This is a genomic window from Rhodococcus sp. OK302, assembly GCF_002245895.1.
In the GTDB taxonomy this organism is placed as follows: domain Bacteria; phylum Actinomycetota; class Actinomycetes; order Mycobacteriales; family Mycobacteriaceae; genus Rhodococcus_F.
This window is the reverse complement of record NZ_NPJZ01000001.1, coordinates 5,492,501-5,515,287: the sequence shown is the minus strand read 5'-3', so window position 1 is coordinate 5,515,287 and position 22,787 is coordinate 5,492,501. Positions and strand designations below refer to the sequence as shown.

General features: G+C 62.4%; 14 protein-coding genes (1 of these 14 cut by a window edge). 8 read left to right on the top strand and 6 right to left on the bottom strand.

What is annotated here, in order from left to right:
- The first annotated feature begins 90 nt into the window (after positions 1-90).
- A complete protein-coding gene (locus BDB13_RS25140; protein WP_094275183.1) occupies positions 91-1,266 on the top strand; it encodes an acyl-CoA dehydrogenase family protein in 1,176 nt (391 codons plus the stop codon).
- An 8-nt stretch (positions 1,267-1,274) separates the two neighbouring features.
- On the top strand, positions 1,275-2,405 hold the full coding sequence (locus tag BDB13_RS25135; RefSeq protein ID WP_094274194.1) for an acyl-CoA dehydrogenase family protein: 1,131 nt from the start codon (positions 1,275-1,277) through the stop codon (positions 2,403-2,405).
- 61 nt (positions 2,406-2,466) lie between these two features.
- On the opposite strand, the gene BDB13_RS25130 is transcribed toward BDB13_RS25135, so the two are convergent.
- Positions 2,467-3,777: a DUF5691 domain-containing protein gene (locus BDB13_RS25130; protein ID WP_094274193.1), complete on the bottom strand. Its 1,311-nt coding sequence runs from the start codon at positions 3,775-3,777 to the stop codon at positions 2,467-2,469.
- A gap of 100 nt (positions 3,778-3,877) precedes the next feature.
- Between BDB13_RS25130 and BDB13_RS25125 the strand changes: the two genes are divergently transcribed.
- Both BDB13_RS25125 and BDB13_RS25120 read left to right on the top strand, forming a co-directional pair.
- Entirely contained in the window at positions 3,878-5,125 is a 1,248-nt protein-coding gene (locus tag BDB13_RS25125; RefSeq protein ID WP_254922950.1) for a hypothetical protein, read from the top strand.
- A gap of 150 nt (positions 5,126-5,275) precedes the next feature.
- A complete protein-coding gene (locus tag BDB13_RS25120) occupies positions 5,276-6,052 on the top strand; it encodes a hypothetical protein (RefSeq protein ID WP_094274192.1) in 777 nt (258 codons plus the stop codon).
- Between the two features lie 21 nt (positions 6,053-6,073).
- On the opposite strand, the gene BDB13_RS25115 is transcribed toward BDB13_RS25120, so the two are convergent.
- Positions 6,074-7,021: an aldo/keto reductase gene (locus tag BDB13_RS25115; RefSeq protein ID WP_094274191.1), complete on the bottom strand. Its 948-nt coding sequence runs from the start codon at positions 7,019-7,021 to the stop codon at positions 6,074-6,076.
- Between the two features lie 204 nt (positions 7,022-7,225).
- On the opposite strand from BDB13_RS25115, the gene BDB13_RS25110 reads away from it, so the two are divergent.
- The 3 genes from BDB13_RS25110 to BDB13_RS25100 all read left to right on the top strand — a co-directional run bounded on the left by BDB13_RS25110 (position 7,226) and on the right by BDB13_RS25100 (position 11,916).
- The gene (locus BDB13_RS25110) at positions 7,226-7,606 is read left to right on the top strand and encodes a hypothetical protein (protein WP_254922949.1); all 381 of its coding nucleotides are present in this window, start codon (positions 7,226-7,228) and stop codon (positions 7,604-7,606) included.
- A 16-nt stretch (positions 7,607-7,622) separates the two neighbouring features.
- Positions 7,623-11,465: a cation-translocating P-type ATPase gene (locus BDB13_RS25105; protein WP_254922948.1), complete on the top strand. Its 3,843-nt coding sequence runs from the start codon at positions 7,623-7,625 to the stop codon at positions 11,463-11,465.
- Positions 11,466-11,643: 178 nt separating this feature from the next.
- The gene (locus BDB13_RS25100; RefSeq protein ID WP_094274190.1) at positions 11,644-11,916 is read left to right on the top strand and encodes a hypothetical protein; all 273 of its coding nucleotides are present in this window, start codon (positions 11,644-11,646) and stop codon (positions 11,914-11,916) included.
- A gap of 90 nt (positions 11,917-12,006) precedes the next feature.
- Here the strand turns inward: BDB13_RS25100 and BDB13_RS25095 are convergent, their stop codons facing one another.
- The 3 genes from BDB13_RS25095 to BDB13_RS25085 all read right to left on the bottom strand — a co-directional run bounded on the left by BDB13_RS25095 (position 12,007) and on the right by BDB13_RS25085 (position 21,427).
- Positions 12,007-17,490, bottom strand: coding sequence for an ATP-binding protein (locus tag BDB13_RS25095; protein ID WP_094274189.1), 5,484 nt, complete (start codon positions 17,488-17,490; stop codon positions 12,007-12,009).
- A 556-nt stretch (positions 17,491-18,046) separates the two neighbouring features.
- On the bottom strand, positions 18,047-20,560 hold the full coding sequence (locus BDB13_RS25090; protein WP_141210692.1) for an outer membrane protein assembly factor BamB family protein: 2,514 nt from the start codon (positions 20,558-20,560) through the stop codon (positions 18,047-18,049).
- A gap of 111 nt (positions 20,561-20,671) precedes the next feature.
- A complete protein-coding gene (locus BDB13_RS25085; protein ID WP_094274187.1) occupies positions 20,672-21,427 on the bottom strand; it encodes an HD domain-containing protein in 756 nt (251 codons plus the stop codon).
- Between the two features lie 235 nt (positions 21,428-21,662).
- On the opposite strand from BDB13_RS25085, the gene BDB13_RS25075 reads away from it, so the two are divergent.
- Entirely contained in the window at positions 21,663-22,637 is a 975-nt protein-coding gene (locus BDB13_RS25075; RefSeq protein ID WP_094274185.1) for a sigma-70 family RNA polymerase sigma factor, read from the top strand.
- 58 nt (positions 22,638-22,695) lie between these two features.
- Here the strand turns inward: BDB13_RS25075 and BDB13_RS25070 are convergent, their stop codons facing one another.
- Positions 22,696-22,787: the 3' end of a VOC family protein gene (locus BDB13_RS25070; protein WP_094275181.1), read on the bottom strand. It continues 316 nt past the right edge of the window; the window shows 92 of its 408 coding nt (coding positions 317-408); its start codon lies off the right edge, out of view — the gene reads right to left on this strand; the stop codon is at positions 22,696-22,698.

Here is a 22,787-nt window from a genome sequence, read left to right as displayed (position 1 = left end):
ACTTCTTTCCGGGTGTCCTAACCTTGTCGTGTGCGATCGGAGTACGGTCGAACCGAACATGAATCCGGTTTCGAGTGCGAAGGAATCCCGATGAACCTGGCATTGACCGACGAGGAACTGGCGTTCCGGGACGAGATGCGGACGTTCTTCCGCACGCAGATCCCCGAAGTGACGAGAAATGCGTACGCCCACGGCGAGGAGTTGGGCCGCGACCGGATGGTCGAGGCTCAGCAGATCCTGAACGCTCACGGTCTGGCTGTGCCTCACTGGCCGGTCGAGTGGGGCGGCAAGGACTGGACTCCGGTTCAGCACAACATCTGGCTCGACGAGCTGCAGTTGGCGTCGGTCCCGGAGCCGCTGGCGTTCAACGCCAACATGGTCGGACCGGTCATCGCGGCCTTCGGTTCGCAGGAGCAGAAGGAGAAGTTCCTTCCGGCGACGGCGAACCTCGATATCTGGTGGTGCCAGGGCTTCTCCGAACCGGAAGCCGGGTCCGACCTCGCGTCGCTCAAGACTCGCGCAGTTCGCGACGGCAACGACTGGGTACTCAACGGACAGAAGACGTGGACGACGCTCGGTCAGCATGCCGACTGGATTTTCTGCCTCGTGCGGACCAACCCTGACGCACCCAAGCGTCAGGCCGGTATTTCGTTCATCCTCGTAGACCTGAAGACGCCGGGCGTGACGGTCCGCCCGATCAAGCTGATAGACGGTGGCTACGAGGTCAACGAGGTCTTCTTCGACGACGTGCGTGTTCCCGGCGAAAACTTGGTGGGTGAAGAGAATCAGGGTTGGGGCTACGCCAAGTTCCTGCTCGGCAACGAGCGCACCGGTGTCACCCGCGTCGGATTCTCCAAAGTTCGTGTGGCTCAAGCGAAAGCCCGTGCGGCCGAGGTCAAGGTCGGCAACGGCACGCTTCTGGAAGATCCCCTGTTCGCAGCCCGTTTGGCAGAGCTCGAGAATGAACTGCTCGCGCTCGAACTCACACAACTGCGGGTAGTGGCGGGATCCGCGGACGGCAAGCCGAACCCGGCATCCTCGTTGCTGAAGTTGCGGGGATCGGAGTTGCAGCAGGCAGCGGTCGAGATCCTCATGGACGTCGCCGGGCCCGATTCGTTGCCGTTCGACGCCGGCACGGATGTCGCCTCGCCGGTGTGGGCGCAACACAGCGCACCGACGTATCTGAATTACCGGAAGGTATCCATCTACAGCGGATCGAGCGAAGTGCAGCGCAGCATCATCGCTTCCTCGATTCTCGGATTGTGAGGCGTGGCATGGATTTCGAACTCAACGACGAGCAGAAGCTACTTCGTGACACCACCAAGGACCTTCTTTCTCGTAGTTACGACGCCGAAAAGCGAAATGCCGTCACCGATTCGGATCCCGGGTGGAGTCCGCAGGTGTGGAAGCAGTTGGCCGAGGTCGGGCTGCTGGGTCTGACATTTTCCGAGGAAGACGGCGGCATGGATGCCGGGCCGGTCGAGATCGGGGCTGTCATGACCGAGATCGGCCGACGCCTCGCTCCCGAACCGGTGCTCGACGCCGTCGTCACGCCGGGTGGGCTGATCTCGGAAGGCGGTAGTGCGCAACAACGTTCGTCGATCCTGCCGGCAGTGGCCGAGGGCGTGAACTTCCTGGCTTTTGCGGATCAAGAACCCGGAATCCGTTGGCCCGCAACGCAGCGATCAACTTCTGCGAAGCCGGCGGGCGATGGTTGGAGTATTACCGGTGTCAAGAATCCGGTGGGACACGGAGCCACTGCAGATATTCTGGTCGTGAGCGCCACGTTGCCCGATGGGGGAGTCGGGCTCTTCCTGGTCAAGAGTGACGCGTCGGGTCTGGTGCGAAAGTCGTACGCAACCCACGACGGATTGCGCGGCGCGCAGATCGAGTTCACCGACACACCGGCCGAGGCTCTGGGCGACGGAGGCGACGCGTCGGCGCTCATCGCGGCATCGCAGATCCGCGAGCAGGCGGCTCTGTGCGCCGAGGCCGTCGGTGCCATGGAAGAGGCACTGAGACTCACTACGGAATACCTGAAGACGCGCAAGCAGTTCGGGGTCCCGTTGGCCAAGTTCCAGACACTGACGCACCGGGCGGCAGATCTGTACGTTTCACTCGAGTTGGCGCGCAGCATGAGCCTGTACGCGACGATGTCACTTGCCGACGGCGTTGTTGATCCGGTGATCGCATCTCGTGCCAAGTTGCAGATCGGGCGCTCGGCGCGGCTCATCGGGCAGGAAGCTATCCAGATGCACGGCGGCATCGGTATGACGGCGGAGTACCCGGTGGGGCATTACGTGAGCCGTTTGGTGGCTATCGAGCACACTCTCGGAAGTACCGAGGATCACCTGCGTGTGTTGGCTGCCGGAGTGGCCGACCACGAAATGGTCACTGTGGTCTGATCTTTCGAGGGTAGTCGGGGCCGTATCCTGTTGTTTCAGGGTGCGGCCCCGTCGCTACCTGTCAGCCGTTATGAAGCACATCCAACCGGGTTCGACGGTCTTCGATGTGAGCGGCAGTCTCGGCGAATGCGCGTTGCCAGTCGGTGGTGGATGCGCGGTTGGCGGCGCCCGAGAGTAGTGCGACGGCTTCGAGGGGGAACCGTGCCTGCGCGCTCCGCAGAGTTGAATAGTGGCTGTGCCGTGAGTGAATGCCCAACTCCTCGCCCGAGGCAGCGTGTTCGGTCGCTTCTTCTTCGAGCGCGCTCACGAGTTTCTGCGCTACGGCGAGAGGCCAGGGGTGGCCGATTCCGTCGAGTAGGGCGCTGCCGTCAACTCCGAGGAGGTAGTCGTCGGCGTGGCCGTCGAGGATGTATGCGATACGTTCCCGCGGATTCGCAATCGCGACGACGCGTCGATCGGTGTTCCGGCCGTCCCGTTCGAGCAATGCCGATGCCCACGCGGAGTTCTTCTGGAGAACTGTTGCGGCAGTCCAGGATTCGGTCATCACGTCGTGCCACTGCTTTTCGATCGGGATGCGGAGTGCTTCGCGGGGTGATCCGATCATCGAGTCCCACAAAGCAAGTGGTGTTGCGGTGACCACCTGTCGGAGCCACCACTTCCCGATCCCTTTGTACTTGTTGTGGACATTCTCGATGCCGTCCCGCGGCGCTTGGCTGTCGAGTGAACCGGGGAGCCGGATGACGAGGCGGGGGCGCAACGGTTTGGTTTCGAGTCGTACCCAGGCTTTGGCGCGGGCGGTCATCCGTTCGGCGAACGGCGAGCCGGGGAGTTGGCGGAGCAATTGAATGGAACGCTCGCGCACGTCGATCGACGAGTCGTCGAGGCCGCATTCGAGTAAGTCGTAGTCGTGCTCACCTAGTCCGACGCGCATTCGGGCCAGAAAATCGCGTCGCAGCGACGGAGTTTCGGTGGCCCAGGCAATCTCGAGTTCTTCGGTTGCCAAGGCGGGATCAAGTGTCCGGATGTAGTCGAACCAGGCCATCCGGTCGTCGGTGTCGGTGGAGAGCCACAGTTCGTCGCGGCGGGATCCGACGCGTCGCAATTGTGCCCAGTCCGGGTTGTGGTCCGCAAGGTATTGACCTCGGGGGCCGGCGAGGAGGAGTAACCGTTCGCGATGTTCGGGATGGCTCAGGGCGGCTGTCATGAGTGCCGGAACCGTCGGCGCGGGTGCAACGTAGTTGTGGTGCTCGGCTACGTCGAACCACTCCGGCAGTGACGGCGACCGAGCCTCGAGCAGTGACGTCAGATGTGCGACCGCCGCCGTCGGGAGCGTTGGGCGCCCTGACGGTTTGTCGGTTCGCAGCGAGGTCATTTGCTTACGGTAAGGCAGAGGCGCGTCAACTTTCGGTTGGGGTCTGCGCGCGTCGCCCGAGATTCTGGAACAGTGGATATCGGCACCTGGGAGGGATGACATGGCAGAAGTTCACGGCGTCGACTCGGGTGATGTAACCCCTGGGGCAGATGTTAACGGTGGGGCAGATGTGTTGGTTACGGAGCGACGAGCGCTGATCACCGACCGAGTTCGAGCTTGGTGCGAAGCCGGGCTGATCGAATGGAATCGACCGGAACTGTCCGCTGAGGCCGCGCTTCTCCTGGCCGGTGGATACGTCGACGACGACACTCGATCGGTCATGGCCAATCGCCGCGCCGTCGGGCGTTCCTTCCCGGATATCGGAGGGTGGTCCGAACTCCGGCAGCTCACCGATGAATACGCGCGAACCTGTGGGCGGCTCAGCGCCAACCGGATCGGACCCGTCCACGTCGTGCTCGAACGTCGAGTCCAAGTATTGGAAAAACGCGTCCAAGCCGCTCGGGCAGCAGTCGTACGATCCAATCGTCATTTCGCGAGTAGCGTCCGCGCTATCCGCAAGGATCGACGTGACGGTCTGCATCTCGACGTCGACCAACGTGAGGCGCTGTTCGTGGGGCTCAGTCGCACGCCCGTGCCGATGAAGCCGGTGACTGGACTGGGAGTTGTGGCGGGCACGGGCAGCGCGGCCCTCGACAAGCTTGCCGGACGATTGGCACGTTTCGAGGGTTCGGGGGTCATCGCCGATACCGGTCGGCGGTTAGCCGAGGCACTCGACGGATTGGTTGACCACGACCATTCGGTTGCCGCCGGAAGGTACGACGCACTGCGTTACCTGGCGGGTAATGTGTACGACCGCATCGAATCGTCCAACGCCTGGCATTCGGATCATTTTGTCATTCAGCGAAATCAGCTGGATCTCGCCGACGAGGTCACCCAGATCTCCGTGGACACCGTTGCGCTTCGGTCGATTCTTGCCGAACTCGACGAGGCTGCATCTTTCGCGCGGGACGAGGGCACCCGCGCATCGATCGACTCACGCACCAAGGCTCTCGGGGCGGTCTGGGACCAGTTGGTCGAAAGGGCGGCGGCGTTGGCGCGGATCGGTGATCTGGTCTCACGTGCCGAAGATCAGCTCAGTTCCCAGCGCGCTGCCGAGCACGCGGCGAGTTTGGACAGCCGTATCGACGACCTGTTGGCGCGCTCGGGTTCGCGGGAACTCTCAGCGGCCAATACGCATCATGTGGGCGACCAATTCGACGGTGTCGACGAGTTGTTGTTTGCCCATCGTGCAGCGTTGTACGGCGACATTGCACTCCTGACCTCTGGGAATGAGCGTCGGGCACCTTAGGCTCTCCGGTCGCGGCGATGTAAGGTCGAGGTAAGTAAACCGGCCGTGAGCCGGATTCGCCGGGCGTTGGCCGCGACAACTGTCCGCTTCCGCCCCACCCGCAGGCCGATCTGGCGATACCGGGCGTAACAGCTTCAAGACAGGCCGACCATGGAAGACACCGCGAGCCGCGGCATCAATGCGTTCATTTCCGAAGTGACCCAGCGTGGTGGCAAAGCCGTGCGGTTGACGCATTCGCGCCGCAACCCGGTGGAAGTGAAGGGCGGCGACGGCAGTACCCGCATCGTTCGGGTTCGCTCCAAGCTCGACGGTGACTGGCAGGCGCGACGCCAGGACGAGGACATCGAGAGTGATGACACTCGCTCCGAGTTCTGGGTGTTCGTTGATCTGGCGGTAGATCCCCACCAGTTCTTCATGCTGCCGTCGGTGGAGGTTGCCGACGATATCCGCTCCGAGGTCGATCTGTGGATCATGGACAGCCCGGGACGCACGCGCACCGGTCATCATGCGATTCCGCGGGGGCGCGTTGTGCACGGCCACGATCGCTGGGATGCTCTCGGACTGGCAGCGGTCAAGGACACGAGCATCCACGTCGAGGCACCCGTGGCAGCCAAGCGCACGGCAACTCCGGTTGTGGCCAAGAAGCGTCGGGCCAGTGCTGCCGTCGAGGAGATCGAGGTCATCGACTTGCGCCTCGAGGTGACTGCCGATTGCCACGGCTACCGCTGGGTCGGTCGTTTCGACGAGACAACGGAGATTCTGGAGATCATGCGGGGCCCGATGGAAGGGCGCCGATTCCCCAACCCGACTGCTGCAGCCAACGCTGTCACCGGACACATTTCCGGTGACATCGAGAGCTACGACGGTTGGGCGTTCTGGACTATCGGAAACTCCACGTTGGGTGCTCGCCGCCGCAAGTCCGCCTGACCGATCGGCGGCCGTTCGGCCCTAGGCTCCGACCGCGGTGGACAGGCGTTCGAGTTCATCGAGTTCATCCGACGACAACACCAGGTTCGGCGCGTCCAGTAGCGCGGGGAGTTGTTCGACGCGGCTGACACTCGCGATCGGAGCGGTGATGCCCGGGCGTGTCAGCAACCAGGCCAAGGCGACGGTCGACATTTCGCAGTCGTGGTTGCTCGCAATGTCGGCAAGTGCGTCGACGACGGTCAGTCCGGCGTCGCTGAAGTAGCTCGCGGTGATTCGTTCGCGTGGGCTTCCTTCGATGTCTGCGCGAGTTCGGTATTTTCCGGTGAGGAAACCTGATGCGAGGGCGAAGTACGGAAAGACGCTGATGTTGTTGTCGGTGGCGATTTTGGCGAGTTCGGGTTCGTACGATTTCCGGTGCACCAGGTTGTAGTGGGGTTGCATGGCAATCGGCGGGGCGTACCCGTTCTCCGCGGTGATACGAAGCCATTCGCGAACACGGTCGGGGCTGTAGTTGGAGATTCCGAGATAACGAACCTTCCCGGCCTCGACCAGCGCGTTGAAGGCCTCGAGAGTTTCTTCGAGCGGTGTGTCGGGATCGTCGAAGTGGGCGTAGTACAGGTCGATGCAGTCGGTCTGTAGCCGCGCCAACGACGCGTCTGCGGCAGCAACGATGGTTGTTGCCTTCAGTCCCTTGAAGTCAGGGTGGCTGCCCACCTTGGTGGCGACGATGACGTCGTCGTGCAACCCGCGGTCGGTGAGCCAGTTTCCGATGATCGTCTCGGATTCTCCCCCCGAGTTTCCGGCGACGGATGCGGTGTACGAGTCGGACGTGTCGATGAAGTTCGCGCCGGCTTCGGCAAAGGCATCGAGTATCTCGAACGATGTCGGTTGGTCGGCCGTCCATCCGAAGGGGTTGCCGCCCAAAGACAAACGAAAGACGTCGAGATCGGAGTTGCCGATAATCGCCACAGTGCAGGATTCCTGTCGATGAATTGCGGACGTTCTTCGTCGACGTCCGAGCCGCTTCTCGCACCGTACCTCTACTGCGCCCGAAAAGAGTGCAGGGCCGTCGGTTGGGTCGAGAACGTGTGCTGATCGTGATTGCCGTCGGCGCTGGTGGGTATGGCACCTGGTACCGAATCAATTCGATGGACTCCTGATAGGAGCGTGGCGATGTCGATCGTGAATGAAGCCACCCGCGTTGTCACAGGCGCTGCTCGCATGACGACCAGCGCTGTGGGCGCAGTCGGTGGAGGCGTTGTCGGTGGGGTGAGTGGCGGAATCCGGGGCGCAGCCGGTGGCGTGCGCGACGGTATTCGGTCCGGAGCGAAATCGACGCCGACGGCGGTCCTCACCCTGGCGGCGGTCGGGGCTGTGGGGTTGGTGGAGTGGCCAGTCCTGGTGGCGGTAGGCGGTACGGCGGTGGTTCTGCGCGAATTGGACCGTAAGGATCACGCCGCCGACGGTGCGGGGACCAGCAAACACGAGCAGCATCCCCGAAAGTCCGAAAAACCTGCCGCACGAACGTCACACAAGAGCCAGTCGGCGTCCTGAGAGAATGTTTTCGGCAGTGCTTCCTTCTCTCGTTTCGAACGCCGCTCGGGCGGCACCTGCCGGGGATCTGATCGCCCGGGTGTTCACCACGTCAGTCGCAGCTACGGGAATCGTTCCGGCACTTGCGGGTTCATTGGCTCGAGTGCCGCTGATACCGGGATCGTCGTTGCTCGCCGCCGGGGTGGCAGCGGTGAATTACCAACCACGTCTACGAAAACGGGTTGAGCAGGTCATCGGTCGTTCGTTGACCGACGTCGTTCTCGAGTCCGCCACCTCGGTGGCTGATGTGCTGACGCAGGCTCCAGCGGCACTGCTCGTGGACGTGGGCCTGCGGTCGCTCCGACTCGACGAGGCGTGGAATCTGCGGAGGGCGTCATCCGAGTGGGGCGTCGCGCAGTCTTCGGCCTCGTCCGATATCGAGGAGTTGGAGGTCAAGGGACTCGGTGAACGTCAGGCGGATCGGGCGGCTCTCGGCCAACTGACGGCCGCCGGAGTGATCGCTTGTGTGACAGGTAGTTCGGAGACTGCAGCAACTGCGGTTCGGGTCGCGTCGCCGCGGGCGTTACGTGTTTCCCGGGAGTCGTTCGCTGCGATGCTGACGCGGGAACTGTGGCGGCGGGAGGGATCGTTGGTCGTGGATCCGGGTGCGGTGAGAAAACTCGACCGAGTCGACACGGTACTGATCGATCCTCGGGTACTCCTCGCCGAGAAACTCCGGGTGGCTGATATTCGCGGAGTGGCAGATGCAGATCGTGTGGAAGTGTGGAACTGCGCTCGGCAAAAGTTGAGAAACGGCGAACTCGCAGTCGGCCGGCACAGCATCGACGGCGCCGAGGTTCTGGTCATACCCGAGCGAAAAGCTCTGGCGGAAGCGGTAGTTGCCCAGTTGCATACGGCCGGCGTGCAGGCAGTCGGTATCGATGTGGACAGCCTTGGGTCGCTTCGCGGGGGATTCGATCAACTGTATCCAGCACCCGCCGACATCGACGAGGCGCTGGAGTCTGCGTTGACGGCATTGTCCGCCGCCGGTGCACACGTTGCTGTGGTCACGGCGTCCGATCTGTCTGGACCGGCCGTCGTACGTATCGGGGTCGCCGAACCCGGCTGCGCGCCGCCGGCCGCGGATATTCTCGATCACGGACTTGCCGGTGTGTGGCGGGTGCTGCACGCCCTCCCCGCGGCGCGAACCGCGACACGGCGCGGCGTCGAATTATCAAGTGGAGCTTCGCTACTGGGAGCTTTGGTGATGCTTCCCGGTGTGCGCGGTCGGGGGCCCGGTCCGGTCACCGTCGGTGCCGGAGCGGCGCTGTGGACGGGCTATCGTTTGGCTCGATCTGCGCTGAGAGCCGACGTTCCGGCCGGAAGTTCGCGCAACGACTGGCACGAACTAGGTGTCGAAGAAGTGTTGCGCGAGTTGCCGTCGAACGAGGCTGAGATCCGATCGTCGCGCAGCGTGGAGGCGGTTTCGTTTGTCCTGGCACCGGTCCGGCTCGCTCGGGAAGCGTTGGGCGCGGTGCGATCCGAGTTGGCGGATCCGTTGACGCCGGTGCTGGCAACAGGATCCGCGGCCAGTGCGATCTTGGGCTCGCCGATCGATGCCGTCCTGGTCGGTTCGGTTCTGGCGGGCAATGCAACGCTGTCCGCGATGCAGAGGCTGCACTCGGAACGTGTTGTTCGCGAGTTACTTCGAGTTCAGGAGCCGTTGGCTCGCCGAGTATCGCCACGTTCGGATGCTGCGGAGCGGGTTCCCGCTGACGAGTTGACGGTCGGAGACATCGTCGACATCGAACCTGGCGATGTAGTTCCGGTCGATTGTCGACTCGTCCGCTGTGAGTCGCTCGAGATCGACGAGTCTTCGCTGACCGGTGAATCCATGCCCGTCGAGAAGCAGACCCGCGCCACTCCGGGCGTCCCGGTGGCCGAGCGTAGTTGCATGGTCTACGCCGGAACCACCGTCGTAGCCGGGGCCGGCCAGGGAACAGTGACCGCCGTCGGTTCGTCGACCGAGGCACGCAAGGTCGACGTCCGTGAACCGAGAGTCGGACCCGACGTCGGATTGTCGAGCCGCTTGCGTGAGCTGACCAAGAAGACTCTTCCCGTCAGCATCGGCGGCGGCGCGTTGGTCACTGCGATGGGCTTGCTCCGCGGTACTGCGCTGCGCCAAGCAGTCACCGGCGGAGTAGCGGTCGCGGTTGCGGCCGTGCCGGAGGGCTTGCCGCTGGTGGCGACCCTCGCGCAGCAGGCCGCCGCTCGGAGGCTGACTTCGGTGGGCGCACTGGTTCGAGCACCGCGTTCGATCGAGGCATTGGGACGCGTTGATTGCGTCTGTTTCGACAAGACCGGGACATTGAGCGAGAACCATCTTCGCGTGGCGGCGGTCGAACGCGTCGACGGTTGGAACGGTGATCGAATTCTGGAAGTTGCCGCACGAAGTGCGCTGGCCAGCACGGGCGACCAGGTCTTTCACTCGACTGATTCGGCTGTCGTGAGTGCAGCCGAGGAAGTGTTGAAGCGTCCGTTGGTGTTCGGGGGTGCTCAGGCATCGGCGCTGGTGCCGTTTCGGTCGGGCCGACCGTATTCGGCGGCGTTGATCGGTCGTCGAATTGCGCTCAAGGGTTCACCGGAGTTCGTATCGGCGAGTGCTGCTCCGAAAAGTGTTTCTGCACAGCATGTTCGGAGTATGGCTGAGCGCGGACTCAGAGTGATCGCGGTGGCTCACCGCGAGCTTTCCGAGTCGGATGCCCAGCGGGCAGCGCAGGATCCGGACTTTCTCGAGCAATGCTGTACTTCGGGCTTGGAGCCGGTGGGATTGCTCGGCCTCTCGGACACTTTGAGATCGGACGCCCGAAAACTTGTGGAGGACCTTCAAGGACGCGATCTCGGAATCCGGTTGCTCACCGGCGATCACCCGCTCACCGCAGCGGCGGTCGCGTCGGAGTTGGGTATGTCCGCGCACCCGAATGATGTTGTCACCGGCTCGGAGTGGGAGAGCCTCTCGCGCAGTGAGCGGGAGTCGATAGTCACGGAGCGAACTGTGTTCGCCCGGATGACACCGGAGCACAAGGTGCAGGTCGTTCATGCGCTGGAGGCAGGCGGATCGGTGTGTGCGATGGTCGGCGACGGTGCCAACGACGCGGCCGCGATCCGCGCTGCCAGCGTGGGTATCGGGGTGGCGGCGTCGGACAGTGATCCGGCTCGTGGCGCTGCGGATATCGTTCTGTTGGACGGTCGCGTGAGCGGATTGATCGATGCGCTCGACGAAGGTGCCCAGCTCTGGCGACGCGTACGTTCGGCGGTGGGCGTCCTCCTCGGCGGTAATGCCGGAGAGGTTGCATTTGCGTTGACGGGCAGCGCATTGTCGGGGGAGTCTCCGCTCAACGCGCGGCAAATGTTGTTGGTCAACCTGATGACTGATGCATTGCCCGCAGCAGCACTCGCAGTCAGCACGCCGACGGTCGAGCGCCAGATGGATACTCGCGGGTCAGACACCGACGACCTGTGGCGCACCATCACGATTCGTGGGGGCGCAACAGCACTCGGCGCATTGTCGGCCTGGATTCTTGCCCGGGGCACCGGCCGTCGACGCCGAGCGTCGACCGTGGCATTGGTTGCGTTGGTGGGGACTCAGCTCGGGCAGACATTGATCGAATCACGAAGTCCGCTGGTTGTCGTGACGGCCGTGGGATCCGTCGCCGTGCTCAGTGCACTTGTCAGTACGCCGGTGGTGAGCCAGTTCCTGGGCTGCACTCCGCTGGGACCACTTGCCTGGTTCCAGGCTGTCGGGTGCGCTTCCGCCGCGACGGCTCTTGCCGCCATGATGCCTCGAGTGGTCGAGAAGTTGGTGGCCGCTGAAAGTTAATCGACGATTCGGAGAACACCGAGTCGGATCAGTACTGCGTAGACCTCGCGGATTGGTGGGGTCAGGACCTGGGACAAGGAGTGAAGCAAAGATTCGGACACGACACACAGCGTGCTCGGCCAAGGTGTCGGCTCGTTGAACGCGGATGCACGTACGAGAAAACGTAAGGAATCGGACCATGTCTCAGCAGGCCGCCGAAGTTCTCGACCAACGTTCCACAGTCGAAGCAGTCCGTTCGGCTCATCGATTCGAACTGAATCTTCCGGTACTCGGGGCGGTGCCGGTGCCGCCGCCGGAGCAGCTTGCCTACTTTGCCGCAATGGGATTGATGGTGGCCTTCGAGATCATCGAGTGGCCGATAGCGCTCACCATCGCTGCTGGGCATTTGTTGGCGACGGAGCAGCACAACCGAATTCTCGAGGAAGTCGGCGAAGCGCTCGAAGGAGTCTGAAATACGGACGTGGCCCCAGCCGAATGTCCGGCTGGGGCCACGTCTGTCAGTACGGGCTAGCTACTTCGCAATTGCTCGCTTCATCCCTCGCTACTGCGCAATTGCTCGCTTCATCCCTCGCTCGACTGCCGCGATGATCTGCGGACGCAATTCCGCTGCCGGCACGATCGAATCCACCGAACCGACCTCGCGGGCACGCTGAATGTTGTGGATCGCCTCGAACTCGGACGCCACCTCGCCGAGCTTGTCGGAGCGGACTGCGATGCGCTGAGCATTCAGTTCCACACGCAGACGGGCCTTCTCGGTGTCGTCCTTGGTTCCGGCCAGGTCAGACTCGAGCTGCTGCACCTTGGGGTCGTTGTTGGTGCGGGTGTTCACCTCACGGGTGAACACGACGGCTGCGGCGGGAGCGCCACCGAGGACGGATGCAAACGATCCCTCGACGGCGAGAACTTCCATGTTGTCGTTGAGTGCTCCGGAGAACACCACGAAGGCGCCGCCGTGGTAGCGCGAGACCACGCAGAACACGATCGGACCGTCGAAGTTGACGATGGCCCGGCCGATCTCGGCGCCGTACTCGAGCTGGATGTTGCGCAGTGATTCCGGGGATCCGTCGAAGCCGGAAAGGTTGGCCAACACCACGATCGGACGGTTACCGCTCGCTGCGTTGATTGCGCGCGCCGTCTTCTTCGACGAGTTCGGGAACAGCGTTCCCGAGGTCCAAGTATCCGGGCCGTCGGCGGGGAAGTGCCCCTTGCGCGGAATTGCACGAGATTCGATGCCCACCACGGTAACCGGGTATCCGGCGAGGTGTGCGTCGATCACCACGGAGGTGTCGGCGCCCGCCATGTCGGCCCAGCGTTCGAGTACGGAGTGATCCTGGTCGACTACCGAACGCATGACCGTGCGGATGTCGAAGGGCTTCTTACGATCCGGGTTCTTGACGGACGAGAAGACGTCGCCGACGGTTTCGAAATCGCTCGACGGATGTGTGTGCGGGAAACTGCGCACGTCGCGGTCGATCGGGTCGGAGGTGGCCGCACGACGCGGGAAGCGTTCTCCGGGAGCGAGGTACGAGTGCGCGTAGTGGCGGAACAGGATCTCGCACGCGGCGGTGAGGTCGGGTGCCCAGTACTGTGCCTGGCCGTTGGGGCCCATGACGCGGTCGTAACCGCCGATGCCGAAGTTGTCTTCGGCGGAGACGCCACCGGAGTAGTCGAGTGACTGCTTGCCGGTCAGCACCATCGCACTGTCCGGGGTCATCACCAGAATTCCCTTGGTGTGCATCAACATCGTGGCTTCGGCGTTCCAGTAAGGCTGAGCGCCGACGTTGATGCCGGTGACGACGATGTTGATCTCGCCGCCGTTCTGGGTGAACGTGATGATCCGGCGCAGGCCGCGCGAGACCCAGTCCATGTTCTCGGTGCCGCTGTCCATCGAGATGGTGGCGCCGGAGGACAGTGCAAACCATTCGACGGGCACGTTCAGCTTCTCGGCGAGATCGATGGCTGCGACGACGCGGGAGCACTCGGCTTCTGCGACGGTGCCGAGAGCCTTGGTGGGATCACCGAACAGTGCGACGCGTGTCATGCCTTCGGGGTAACGCGGGGTTGGCGTATTGACCAGACCCACAACGATTCCGGCCTTGTTGAGCCCGAACGGACGATCGACGGGAGCAAGGATTCCGGCTTCGTCGAAATCGTGCTCGACAAACGTTCCCTTGTTTCCGGTCAGCAGCGGAACCAGCTCGTACGGGTACACGGTGCCGCGGGCCCGCGAGCTCTGGACCTTCTGGGCGTACGAGTCGAGGGGGAGCAGCGGTTCGGTGGGCGGTTCGGTCTTGTTGATGACAACCCCGGCGCCGGCACGGTACGAGAAGCGCAGCGCAACTTCCTTGGGCGCCCCACCCTTCGGATCCTTGAGGCGGGTGATCAGGGTGATCTCTTCGATTCCGGCACCCACGGTGAGACGGGCAGCGTTCTGTGCGATCACGGAGTACCGGTCAGCCGGTACATCCGCCACCGGCCACACGTAGAGCACGACGCGGTTGGCGGCGAGTCGACGCTTGTCGCCACGCTGGCTCTGGGCACGGCGGATACCGTCCAGGCAGGCGGCGAGGGTGCGTTCGATGGCAGGCAGCGCAACCATGCGGCCTTCGTCGTCGAGTTGTGGTGTCACATCGCGAATTTCGGCGAGTGCGATGAGGCGTTCGTCGGACGGGTTTTCCTTGGCGGAGAGGTGGAACAGGTAGGTGTTCTCCGGTGCGGGGAGGCGCTTGCCGTTGAAGTTCTTCAGACGCCACATGTCCAGACGCTGACCGGTCAACGGGTGCATGTCGCGAATGATCTGGTCTTCTACCAGTTCTCCGGCAACCGGGCGGAAGGTTACCCAGCGAACTCGCTCGCCGTTGGGGTTGCAGACGATGACAGTAACTCGGCGTGCATTCGCGATGGTCCCGTTGCGGGACAATGTGTTACGCAGCTTCTCGACCAGTTTTTCGCCGTCGGCGGGATGCTCCGGCCAGTCGAGGTAGATGTCGACGACGAGTCCGCGGCCGGCGGGTGTTTCTTGAGCGACGGCCGAGATGTCGTCGAGAGCTGTAGCCAGCGAATCGAATTCGGCCACGGCCGAGACGAGGTGCAGTTGCGCGCCGCGCAGATCGAAGTTGCCCGTGACAAAGCGGCGGTCGACGTGTTCGAAGGCGCGGACGTCCTCGAACGAGTGAATCTTGTAGTAGCGCCGGGTGATCACTTCGAGGAGCGGTCCGCCGTCACGGTTGCCGAGACCGATGCGTCGGCCCAGCAGGTCGAGGAGAGGTTCCGGTGTTGCTACCAGATTGGCGACACGCTGGTCGTAATCCGCTGCGTCGGGCTGCTCTTCGAGGTAGGCGAGGTTTCCGCGGATACCGTCGTAGACGTCTTCGCGAACCTTGCGGATGCGGGGCTCGTCGAAGAAGCGGAAACGTAGGTTCCGGGCGACGTCACCGATGAGCGGGAAACGAACCTGGGTCGCGACGATGAGTCGATCGAGTACCTCGTTCAGTTCCTGCGCCGAGCAACCGGGAGCCCTGTCTCCGGCCAACCAGCCTTCGAGAAGTGCTGCGATGACGGGAATCTGGGCTTCCATGCGCTGCAGTGCGAGGAACAGGCGGTACACCGCTTCCTCGACGGCCGGACGATCTTCGAGATCGGTGACGTCGTAGTGACGCAGGGCCCGCTCGAGGCGTGTTCGGAACGACGCCGGCACACCTTCGCGCTCGACATCGAGTGAGTGCAGGAAAGTGTGGAAATGCTCGCGCGGGCTGTGAACGGATTCGTCCTTCGCGGACTCACCGGAGGTGGGCTTGTTGCGCGAGAGTTCGCAGATGTCGGCAAACGTCGTCAGCACGGCAAGTTCTGCGTGAACCAGCGCGGGATCCTGGGATTCGAGTGCGCCGCGTAGTGCGTCGTACTCGGCGAGAACTGCGTTGGCCTGTTTGCCGCTGACGTCGTAGCCACTGATCATGGCAGTCAGTGCTTCGAGCTGTGCCAGCGCGTCGTCACGGATATCGGATCCGGAAGTCGAAGCGGGAAGATCGAATTCGACGCGGGGCGCCTTCTCGACGACGGCTTCGTCGCTGACCTGATCAACACGCAGGAGCGGTGCTCCGGCATCGACCTGTGAGTTGACCGTTGCCAGCACCTCACGGACCTTGCCGGCGTACGGAGCTCGGACGGCGGTCTCCATCTTCATGCTCTCGAGCACAACGAGGGTGGAGCCGGCTTCGACGTCGTCACCGACGGCAACGGGAACAGCGACAACGACGGCCGGGGCGGGAGCGCGGATGACTCCGGCATCGTCCTGGCTGATCTGGTGGCTGATGCCGTCGACCTCGACGAGGTAACGCGCGGGGCTGGAGACGGAGACGACGTGGAAGCGTCGGTCACCGATGACGAGACGCGACTCGAAATCGCCGAGACGATCGACGTCCACTTCGATGGAACCGGCGTCGCCGTCGACGAGGTAGCGGTGGGGGCCGATGCGCCCGACCGTCAGCTTGTAGGCCTGGCCCTGGTAGTTCAGTTCGACGGTTCGGCCGATTGCGTGGTTGGCGCGGGGGCGGCCACCACGTGCCGAAGCGAGGAATGCTGCGCGTTCGAGGGATTCCTCGGCGTCGTAGGCGTCGATCGCGGTGGCGATCAGCGCAACGTCGGCGCGGCGCGTTGTCGTATCCAGAGCGCCGGTGCGGTCCAGCCAGCCTGTATCGGCGGAGGCCGAGATGACTTCGTCACGATCGAGAAGGTCGAGGAGGAACGACTTCGTGGTAGTGCCGCCGTCGAGGACGACGGTGGTTTCACGCAACGCGGTGCGCAGACGTGCGAGTGCTTCGGCGCGTGTGCGGCCCCAGGCGATGACCTTGGCAACCATGGAGTCGTAGTCGGGCGGAATGACGTCGCCGGCCGCGATGCCGGTGTCGACGCGGATGCCTGATCCGAGGGGGAACTTCAGGAGCTGAACTGTGCCGGGTGCCGGTGCGAAGTCGTTGTCGGCGTCTTCGGCGTTGAGGCGGGCCTCGACGGCATGGCCGAATGCTGGCGGGCAGTCGCCGACCAGTTCGTCGCCGCTGGCGACAAGAATCTGCAGTTTGACCAGGTCGATGCCGGTGGTGACCTCGGTGATGGGGTGTTCCACCTGGAGACGAGTGTTGACCTCGAGGAACGTGAACAGCTTGTTCTCGGGCTGGTAGAGGTACTCGACGGTGCCGGCGCCCTGATATCCCGCAGCCTTCACGAGTTCGGCGGACACCTTCTTGAGGTGATCCGACTGCTCGTCGGTCAGGACTGGGGAAGAGGACTCTTCGATGACTTTCTGGTTGCGACGCTGGATCGAGCAGTCGCGTACGCCCGGAGCCCAGACGTTGCCGTGGTTGTCGGCGATGATCTGTACTTCGACGTGGCGTGCGTCGGTGACCAGGCGTTCGAGGAAGACGACGGGGTCACCGAAGGAACGCTCGGCTTCACCCTGGGTACGTTCGAGGGCAACTTCGAGTTCGTCTTCGGCCCACACCTTGCGGATTCCGCGACCGCCGCCGCCGCTGCGAGCCTTGATGATCAGCGGGTAGCCGATGGCCTGTGCGTGACGACGAGCGTCGGCACGGGTCTCGACGGGTCCACCGCTCCATGGGGCGACAGGGACGCCGACCTTCTCGGCAAGAATCTTCGCGGCCACTTTGTCTCCGAGGAGGCGCATGGCGTCGGCGCTGGGGCCGATGAAGGTGATGCCCAACTTTGCGACGATCTCGGCGAAAGCCGGGTCCTCGGCAACAAAGCCCCAGCCGACCCACACGGCGTCGGCCTTGGCAGCGAGTAGTGCTCGTTCGAGTTCGACGTAATCGAGGTAGGGGCTGCCGGTGCCGGTGCTGCGAAGGGTTACTCCTTCGTCTGCCTGGCGGACGAACATTGCTCGACGCTCGGCGTCGGTATGGAGCGCAATGACGCGAATGCCGTAGTCGTGCTCGGCGTTCAGTTCGCGTACTGCCCTGATCAGGCGGACCGCGGCCTCACCTCGATTGACCACTGCGATTCGTTTGAACATTGTCACTGCCACCGTCCTTGATGAGATTCTTGCGTCACGTACGTTGTGATCGTTGCGATATGGGCTGATCGTGCGTCACAATCCCCCGAGTGCGCATCGACAGATGACTGTCAGTTCGGTCTGTTGAGTCCGGTGATGTCGAGTTGCGGCATCACGCATAGTGCATGGACTCAGAACCGCTCCAATCATTAATGAGTTACATCGTATGTCGGCTCCCAGGCAATGCCCGGTTTATTCAAGGATGCAGTATGTCGCCGCTCGTGTCACCTCGGCGAATTGAAGTGTATTAGTCAACGTGAACCATGGTTACGCCTACCGTTTAACGCGCTGTGCTCCAACAACTTTCGAGCTTGTGACGCGTATCACGGTGGAAGTAAATGTGGATGAATTTGAATACTCGCTGGTAACAAATTTGATTCCGTTGCCGAATTCTGGGATTGCGCGAATATTACCGATCGGTACTACCGGTGGGTATTTCTTCCTTCGGCTATCCGTCCATTTGTGTACACGAAGTCGGCAGCGGCAGGTTGTTCGAAGACCTGGCGAGCTGAGGGAATCAGCGAGTTTTTGTGCTGCCTTCGATCGAATGGGTCTTGCTCACCAACTTCGCATAACAGTGGTCACGGTCGAGGCCGTTGCCGACGCACCAGCCGAGTGCTCCGTCAGGATCGGGGAAGGTGACGCCGGCGATCGTGATCCAGAAGTCGGGAGCACTGAACACGCTCCAATCGCCCGACCACAGCAGTCGAACCTGGGGATACTTCAGTCGTAAGGCGAGGTGCTCCTCGAGTGTCGCCGAGTTGTTCCACGTCTTACCCTCGGCCACCAATCCCGGTCGCTTCGAACTGAGCTGCGGCACCCAGCGGTCGGCGAGTTCGGAACTGACGGACGACGAATCCGCCGTCGCCAGGGCGCGCAGTGCATCGAAGGCAGCTGATTCGGCATCTCCGGTTTGCGGTGTGGCGGGGCCCGTCGCCTCCATCTTGGCGTTCGGAACATGCTGTCCCACAACGCCAGTTGTTGCACTGGCGTTCCCGGACTCGACGCATTCGACGAGTATCTTGTTCCAGCTTCCTCCGGATTTGCCGGACAACGTATCGGGAGTTCTCCAGAATGTACCGATCGGAAACCTGAATTTGCGCTGTACCGATTCGCCTGCAGACGCAGATGAGTTGGAGGAACCGCTTGTGGTGTGTGGCAACACGAGTGGGGAATCGGAGAAGTCGAATACCGCAGCTGCGACATTGGCGGCGCCGTCGGATATCGAGATGCTTGTGGTGTCGGATGCGAGTATGTCGCCGCCCGGGCAGGTCGCGGTGATGCGCATCGTGACGATCAGTGCGCCGGTGTCGGTGATGATGTCAGTTGGTGTGAACGTCGGTGCCGATCCGCATTTGGTTACGTACTGATCGCCACCGGAGTCCGTATTCGCTCCGGATGAGACGCTCACGCTGTCGGGGACATGCGACGGCGGACCAGTCGGTTCGAACATTGCGATGGACGTGTTCGACGCGTAGACGAATCCATTCCCGGCAGTACCGAATTTTGTTCGACTGCTTTCCTGGTCGTCGATCACGGATGTGGACCACACCGTTGAACCGTCGGCTGCGCTTACGGCCACAATCTCGTCGTCAGCGGTAATCCCGATCAAGTTCGCTCCATCGGTGACCAGACTGGTGGAAGTTGTCAGTAGATATTCCGACGTCTCCCACCGTAGGGAACCGCTTTCCAGGTCGAGTGCCGTAGTCGAACTGGTTCCGCGCTGGACCACTACGTCCCCGAGGACGGCTGTGGCTCCGGCGTAGTTTGAATCTCTTTGGGGAGTAGACCATTTGACTGTTCCGTCGTGCTCGCGGGCGGTGCCGTCGGACATGATCAGGGGAATGTCGGATCGCGGTGATGCGACGAAGTCCGTGGGCGAGACGGACGCGTCCGCAGTGAACGCCACCGCGCCGGATGCATGGAAGTACGTCGGGGTGACGGTGAGTTTATTCGTGTTTCCACTGCATATTCCCGCAACGGCCCCGAATCCTGGGACCGGACTGGCCCACGCAGTATCTTCGGCGACGACCGACCCGTCGGATGTATGCGCAATTACCCCGCCGACACCTGACAACGATACGAGTCCGTCCGAGACCTCGAGTGCGTAGTGGTCGCCGCTGCCAACTCCGCACTTCTTGGTCGAATAGGCTCGAGACCACTCTGACGCCGGATTGTCGACACTGCCTTTGGTCAGTGTGTATTCACCTTCGCTGGGGCCGTAAGCAGCGGTGAAGACGTATCCTTCGCCCACCGAGATTGCCACAGTGTTTGGGGAGAGATTGGATTCGCTCCGGACGGTGCCGTCGTGAACGTTGAAGGACTTCATTTTCGGGTTGCGCCCGAAGTCTGATTCGATGCACGGGAGGACGCCCTCGACAACACCGTTTGCGCAACCGCCGCCAAACGTGCTCGGTGCGGACCACTCCAGCGCGCCGGTTCTCGAGTTCAGGGCAATCAGCCGTACTTCGTTGGAATCCGTGCGTGTTTTCGCGACAGCCGCAATGACCTTGTCGCCCACATCGAGGAAGCCGGTCGCAAGATACTGGCGACTGCCGAATTCAGGATTGATGAACGACGCTGTAGGTCCCGACATGTAGTCGTGCGGGTCGGCTGTCCAGGCAACTTCTGGCGCAGTCGGAAAGGTGCCCTGTGTCATGCCGGGCGGAAGTGCGACGGTCTCGTCCGAGTTTCGGAAATACTGAAATGCGACGACGGACCCTGCCGTGAGAGCCAGTACCGCCACGACGGCGACCAGTGCGGTCCACACGCCCTTTCCCCGTTTCGTTCCGGGAGCGGCCGGGCTGACTGGTGGCCCGAATTGTTGGGCGCCGGATACCCATCCCGGATTTGGCGGTTGCGGCGGGTATCCGTAGGGGAGTGGCGCCTGCTGCGGCGGGTATCCGTAGGGTCCCGGCGTGCGTTGCTGCGTCTGGTCGATGGGGCCTTGTTCGTAGGGAGGCGGGCCAGACGGAGGTTGGGCTGGCGGCGGTGGAGGTGGCGGTGGTGGTGCTGACCTGTCGTCGCTCACGTCGGGCCCTTTCGTAGGAACGCCTCATCCGGAAACCTGCAGGCTATCGCCGCGTTTGTCTGGTTGGGTGCTTTCTACGCCAAATTCATCCGATCGGACGACACCAGACCTCTAGTTCGAAGCGCGCAATCGCGCGAAGTCCGATTCGATTGTGGCGATGTGCTCTGCAATTCCATCGAGGCCCGCCTGCGGCAGATTCAATGTGCTGCCGAGGGATCGTGCGGCCTCCGTGAAAGGTTCAACGAGAGGTTCGTACTTGGCGATCAGTTTCAGCCTCGGCGTCGTCGCCAGGTACTTGACGCTGCCGGCGTTGTCGACGAAGTCGCTGAACTTCACCAGAAATACCGAAGGATCCGAAATAGCGTCGACGACGTGGTCGCGGTATCCAGATGCGTTGCCGTCCTGTCCGTAGTTGATTGGATTAGTAACTGCTGCAACGATTTCAGCAATCTTGGGGCTAAAGCGCTCCGCGATGAGCGTCAAGGCGCGCTGCCGCATCTCGTTAGGTTCCTCGTTATCAATGGGAATTCCGCCGAGCAGGGGTATGAGTTTCTGCGGTTGGTCTTCGACTGTGTCGTGGAGGGCAGTCGCGGCCAGGACGTCGGCGTCGGCGCATCCGTACCGAATCAGCCGCAGCACATTTCGCAAAGGGTGAACGATGTAGGGATCAATGTCGGATTTGATCCCGTTCTTTCGGGACTGCTCGAGATGTGCGAGTGTGGCGACCTCCATCGCGAGGCGCAGGGTGCCACTTTGTATCGACATCTCGTCGACTGCGTTCTCGATCGCGAAGACGAGCGTCGCGGCATCCATCTCCTTCAGGGTGAGACCTTTCAAGGCGGATGTGATCGGATCTGATGTGCTCATCGGGGGTTACCTTCCGTTGAATTGACGTCGCAGCTTGCCGAGCGGATCTTGCGCCGGCGTCAAATGTGGATACCGTTTCTTATTGCCGTGCAATCGAATACACGTCGTTCCAGCGCTGCGAACGTACGTCGTTCTGCTTCGAAGTGGAACTGGTGTCGCCAGGGATGCGGTCGACGGCTTGATCAAAATGTCGTCAACTCCTGCCAATCCCGCCGCGCGCATTTAGGCTGAACAAATGACAGTCGATCAGGCGTTGGACAGTGACTTCCTGACCCTTGCCGATCCGTACCGCCGTGAGCTTCAGGCGCATTGCTATCGCATGATGGGTTCTATTCACGACGCGGAAGACCAGGTCCAGGAGACTTTCATCCGAGCGTGGCGGGGGTATTCGGGATTCCGCGGCCAGTCATCGTTTCGGACTTGGCTCTACCGTATCGCGACCAACACGTGTTTGACGGCATTGGAGGGACGTGCGCGGCGTCCGCTTCCTGTTGGTTTGGGCGCGCCCAGTTCAGATCCTTCGGATGACCTGGTCGAACGTCATGAGATCGCCTGGCTCGAACCCATTGCAGACTCGTCGTTGAGCGATGTTAATGACCCGGCAGTAATGGTCGTGCGTCGCGATTCCGTCCGCCTTGCCCTGATCGCTGCTTTGCAGCATTTGTCGCCGAGGCAGCGAGCCGTATTGGTGTTGCGCGACGTTCTGCAATGGAAGGCCGCGGAGGTGGCGACGGCACTGGACACCACAACCACTGCCGTCAACAGTGTTCTACAGCGCGCTCGCGCACAGCTCAACGCAATCGGGCCCACCGAAGACGACCTGGTGGAACCGACTAGTGACGCGGCCAGGACGATGCTTCGCGAGTATGTCCGCAGCTTCGAAGATTACGACGTCGACGCCATCGTTGCGATGTTCACGCGAGACGCGATCTGGGAGATGCCGCCCTTCGAAGGTTGGTACCGGGGTCCTGAGGCGATCGGGCAGCTCATCGGGAACAAGTGCCCGGCCGACGGACCCGGTGCGATGCGATTGCTGCCGACCGCGGCCAACGGGCAACCGGCGTTCGGGCTCTACATGCGAGAGCCGGACGGTGTTCACCGTGCCTTCCAGTTGCATGTACTCGACGTGACCGAATCCGGGATCTCACACGTGACCTGTTTCTTTGATCTGACCCTGTTCGCACGGTTCGGGCTGCCGGCGGAACTGTAGGAGAAGGGGATGTGCGAGTGCATTGACTCGCACATCCCTCCGGTAGTCGACTCTCGATTTACTGGGGAACCGTCGCGGCGGGATCCATCCACATGACCTCCCAGACGTGATTGTCCAGGTCGCGGAATGCGCGGCCGTACATGAAGCCGT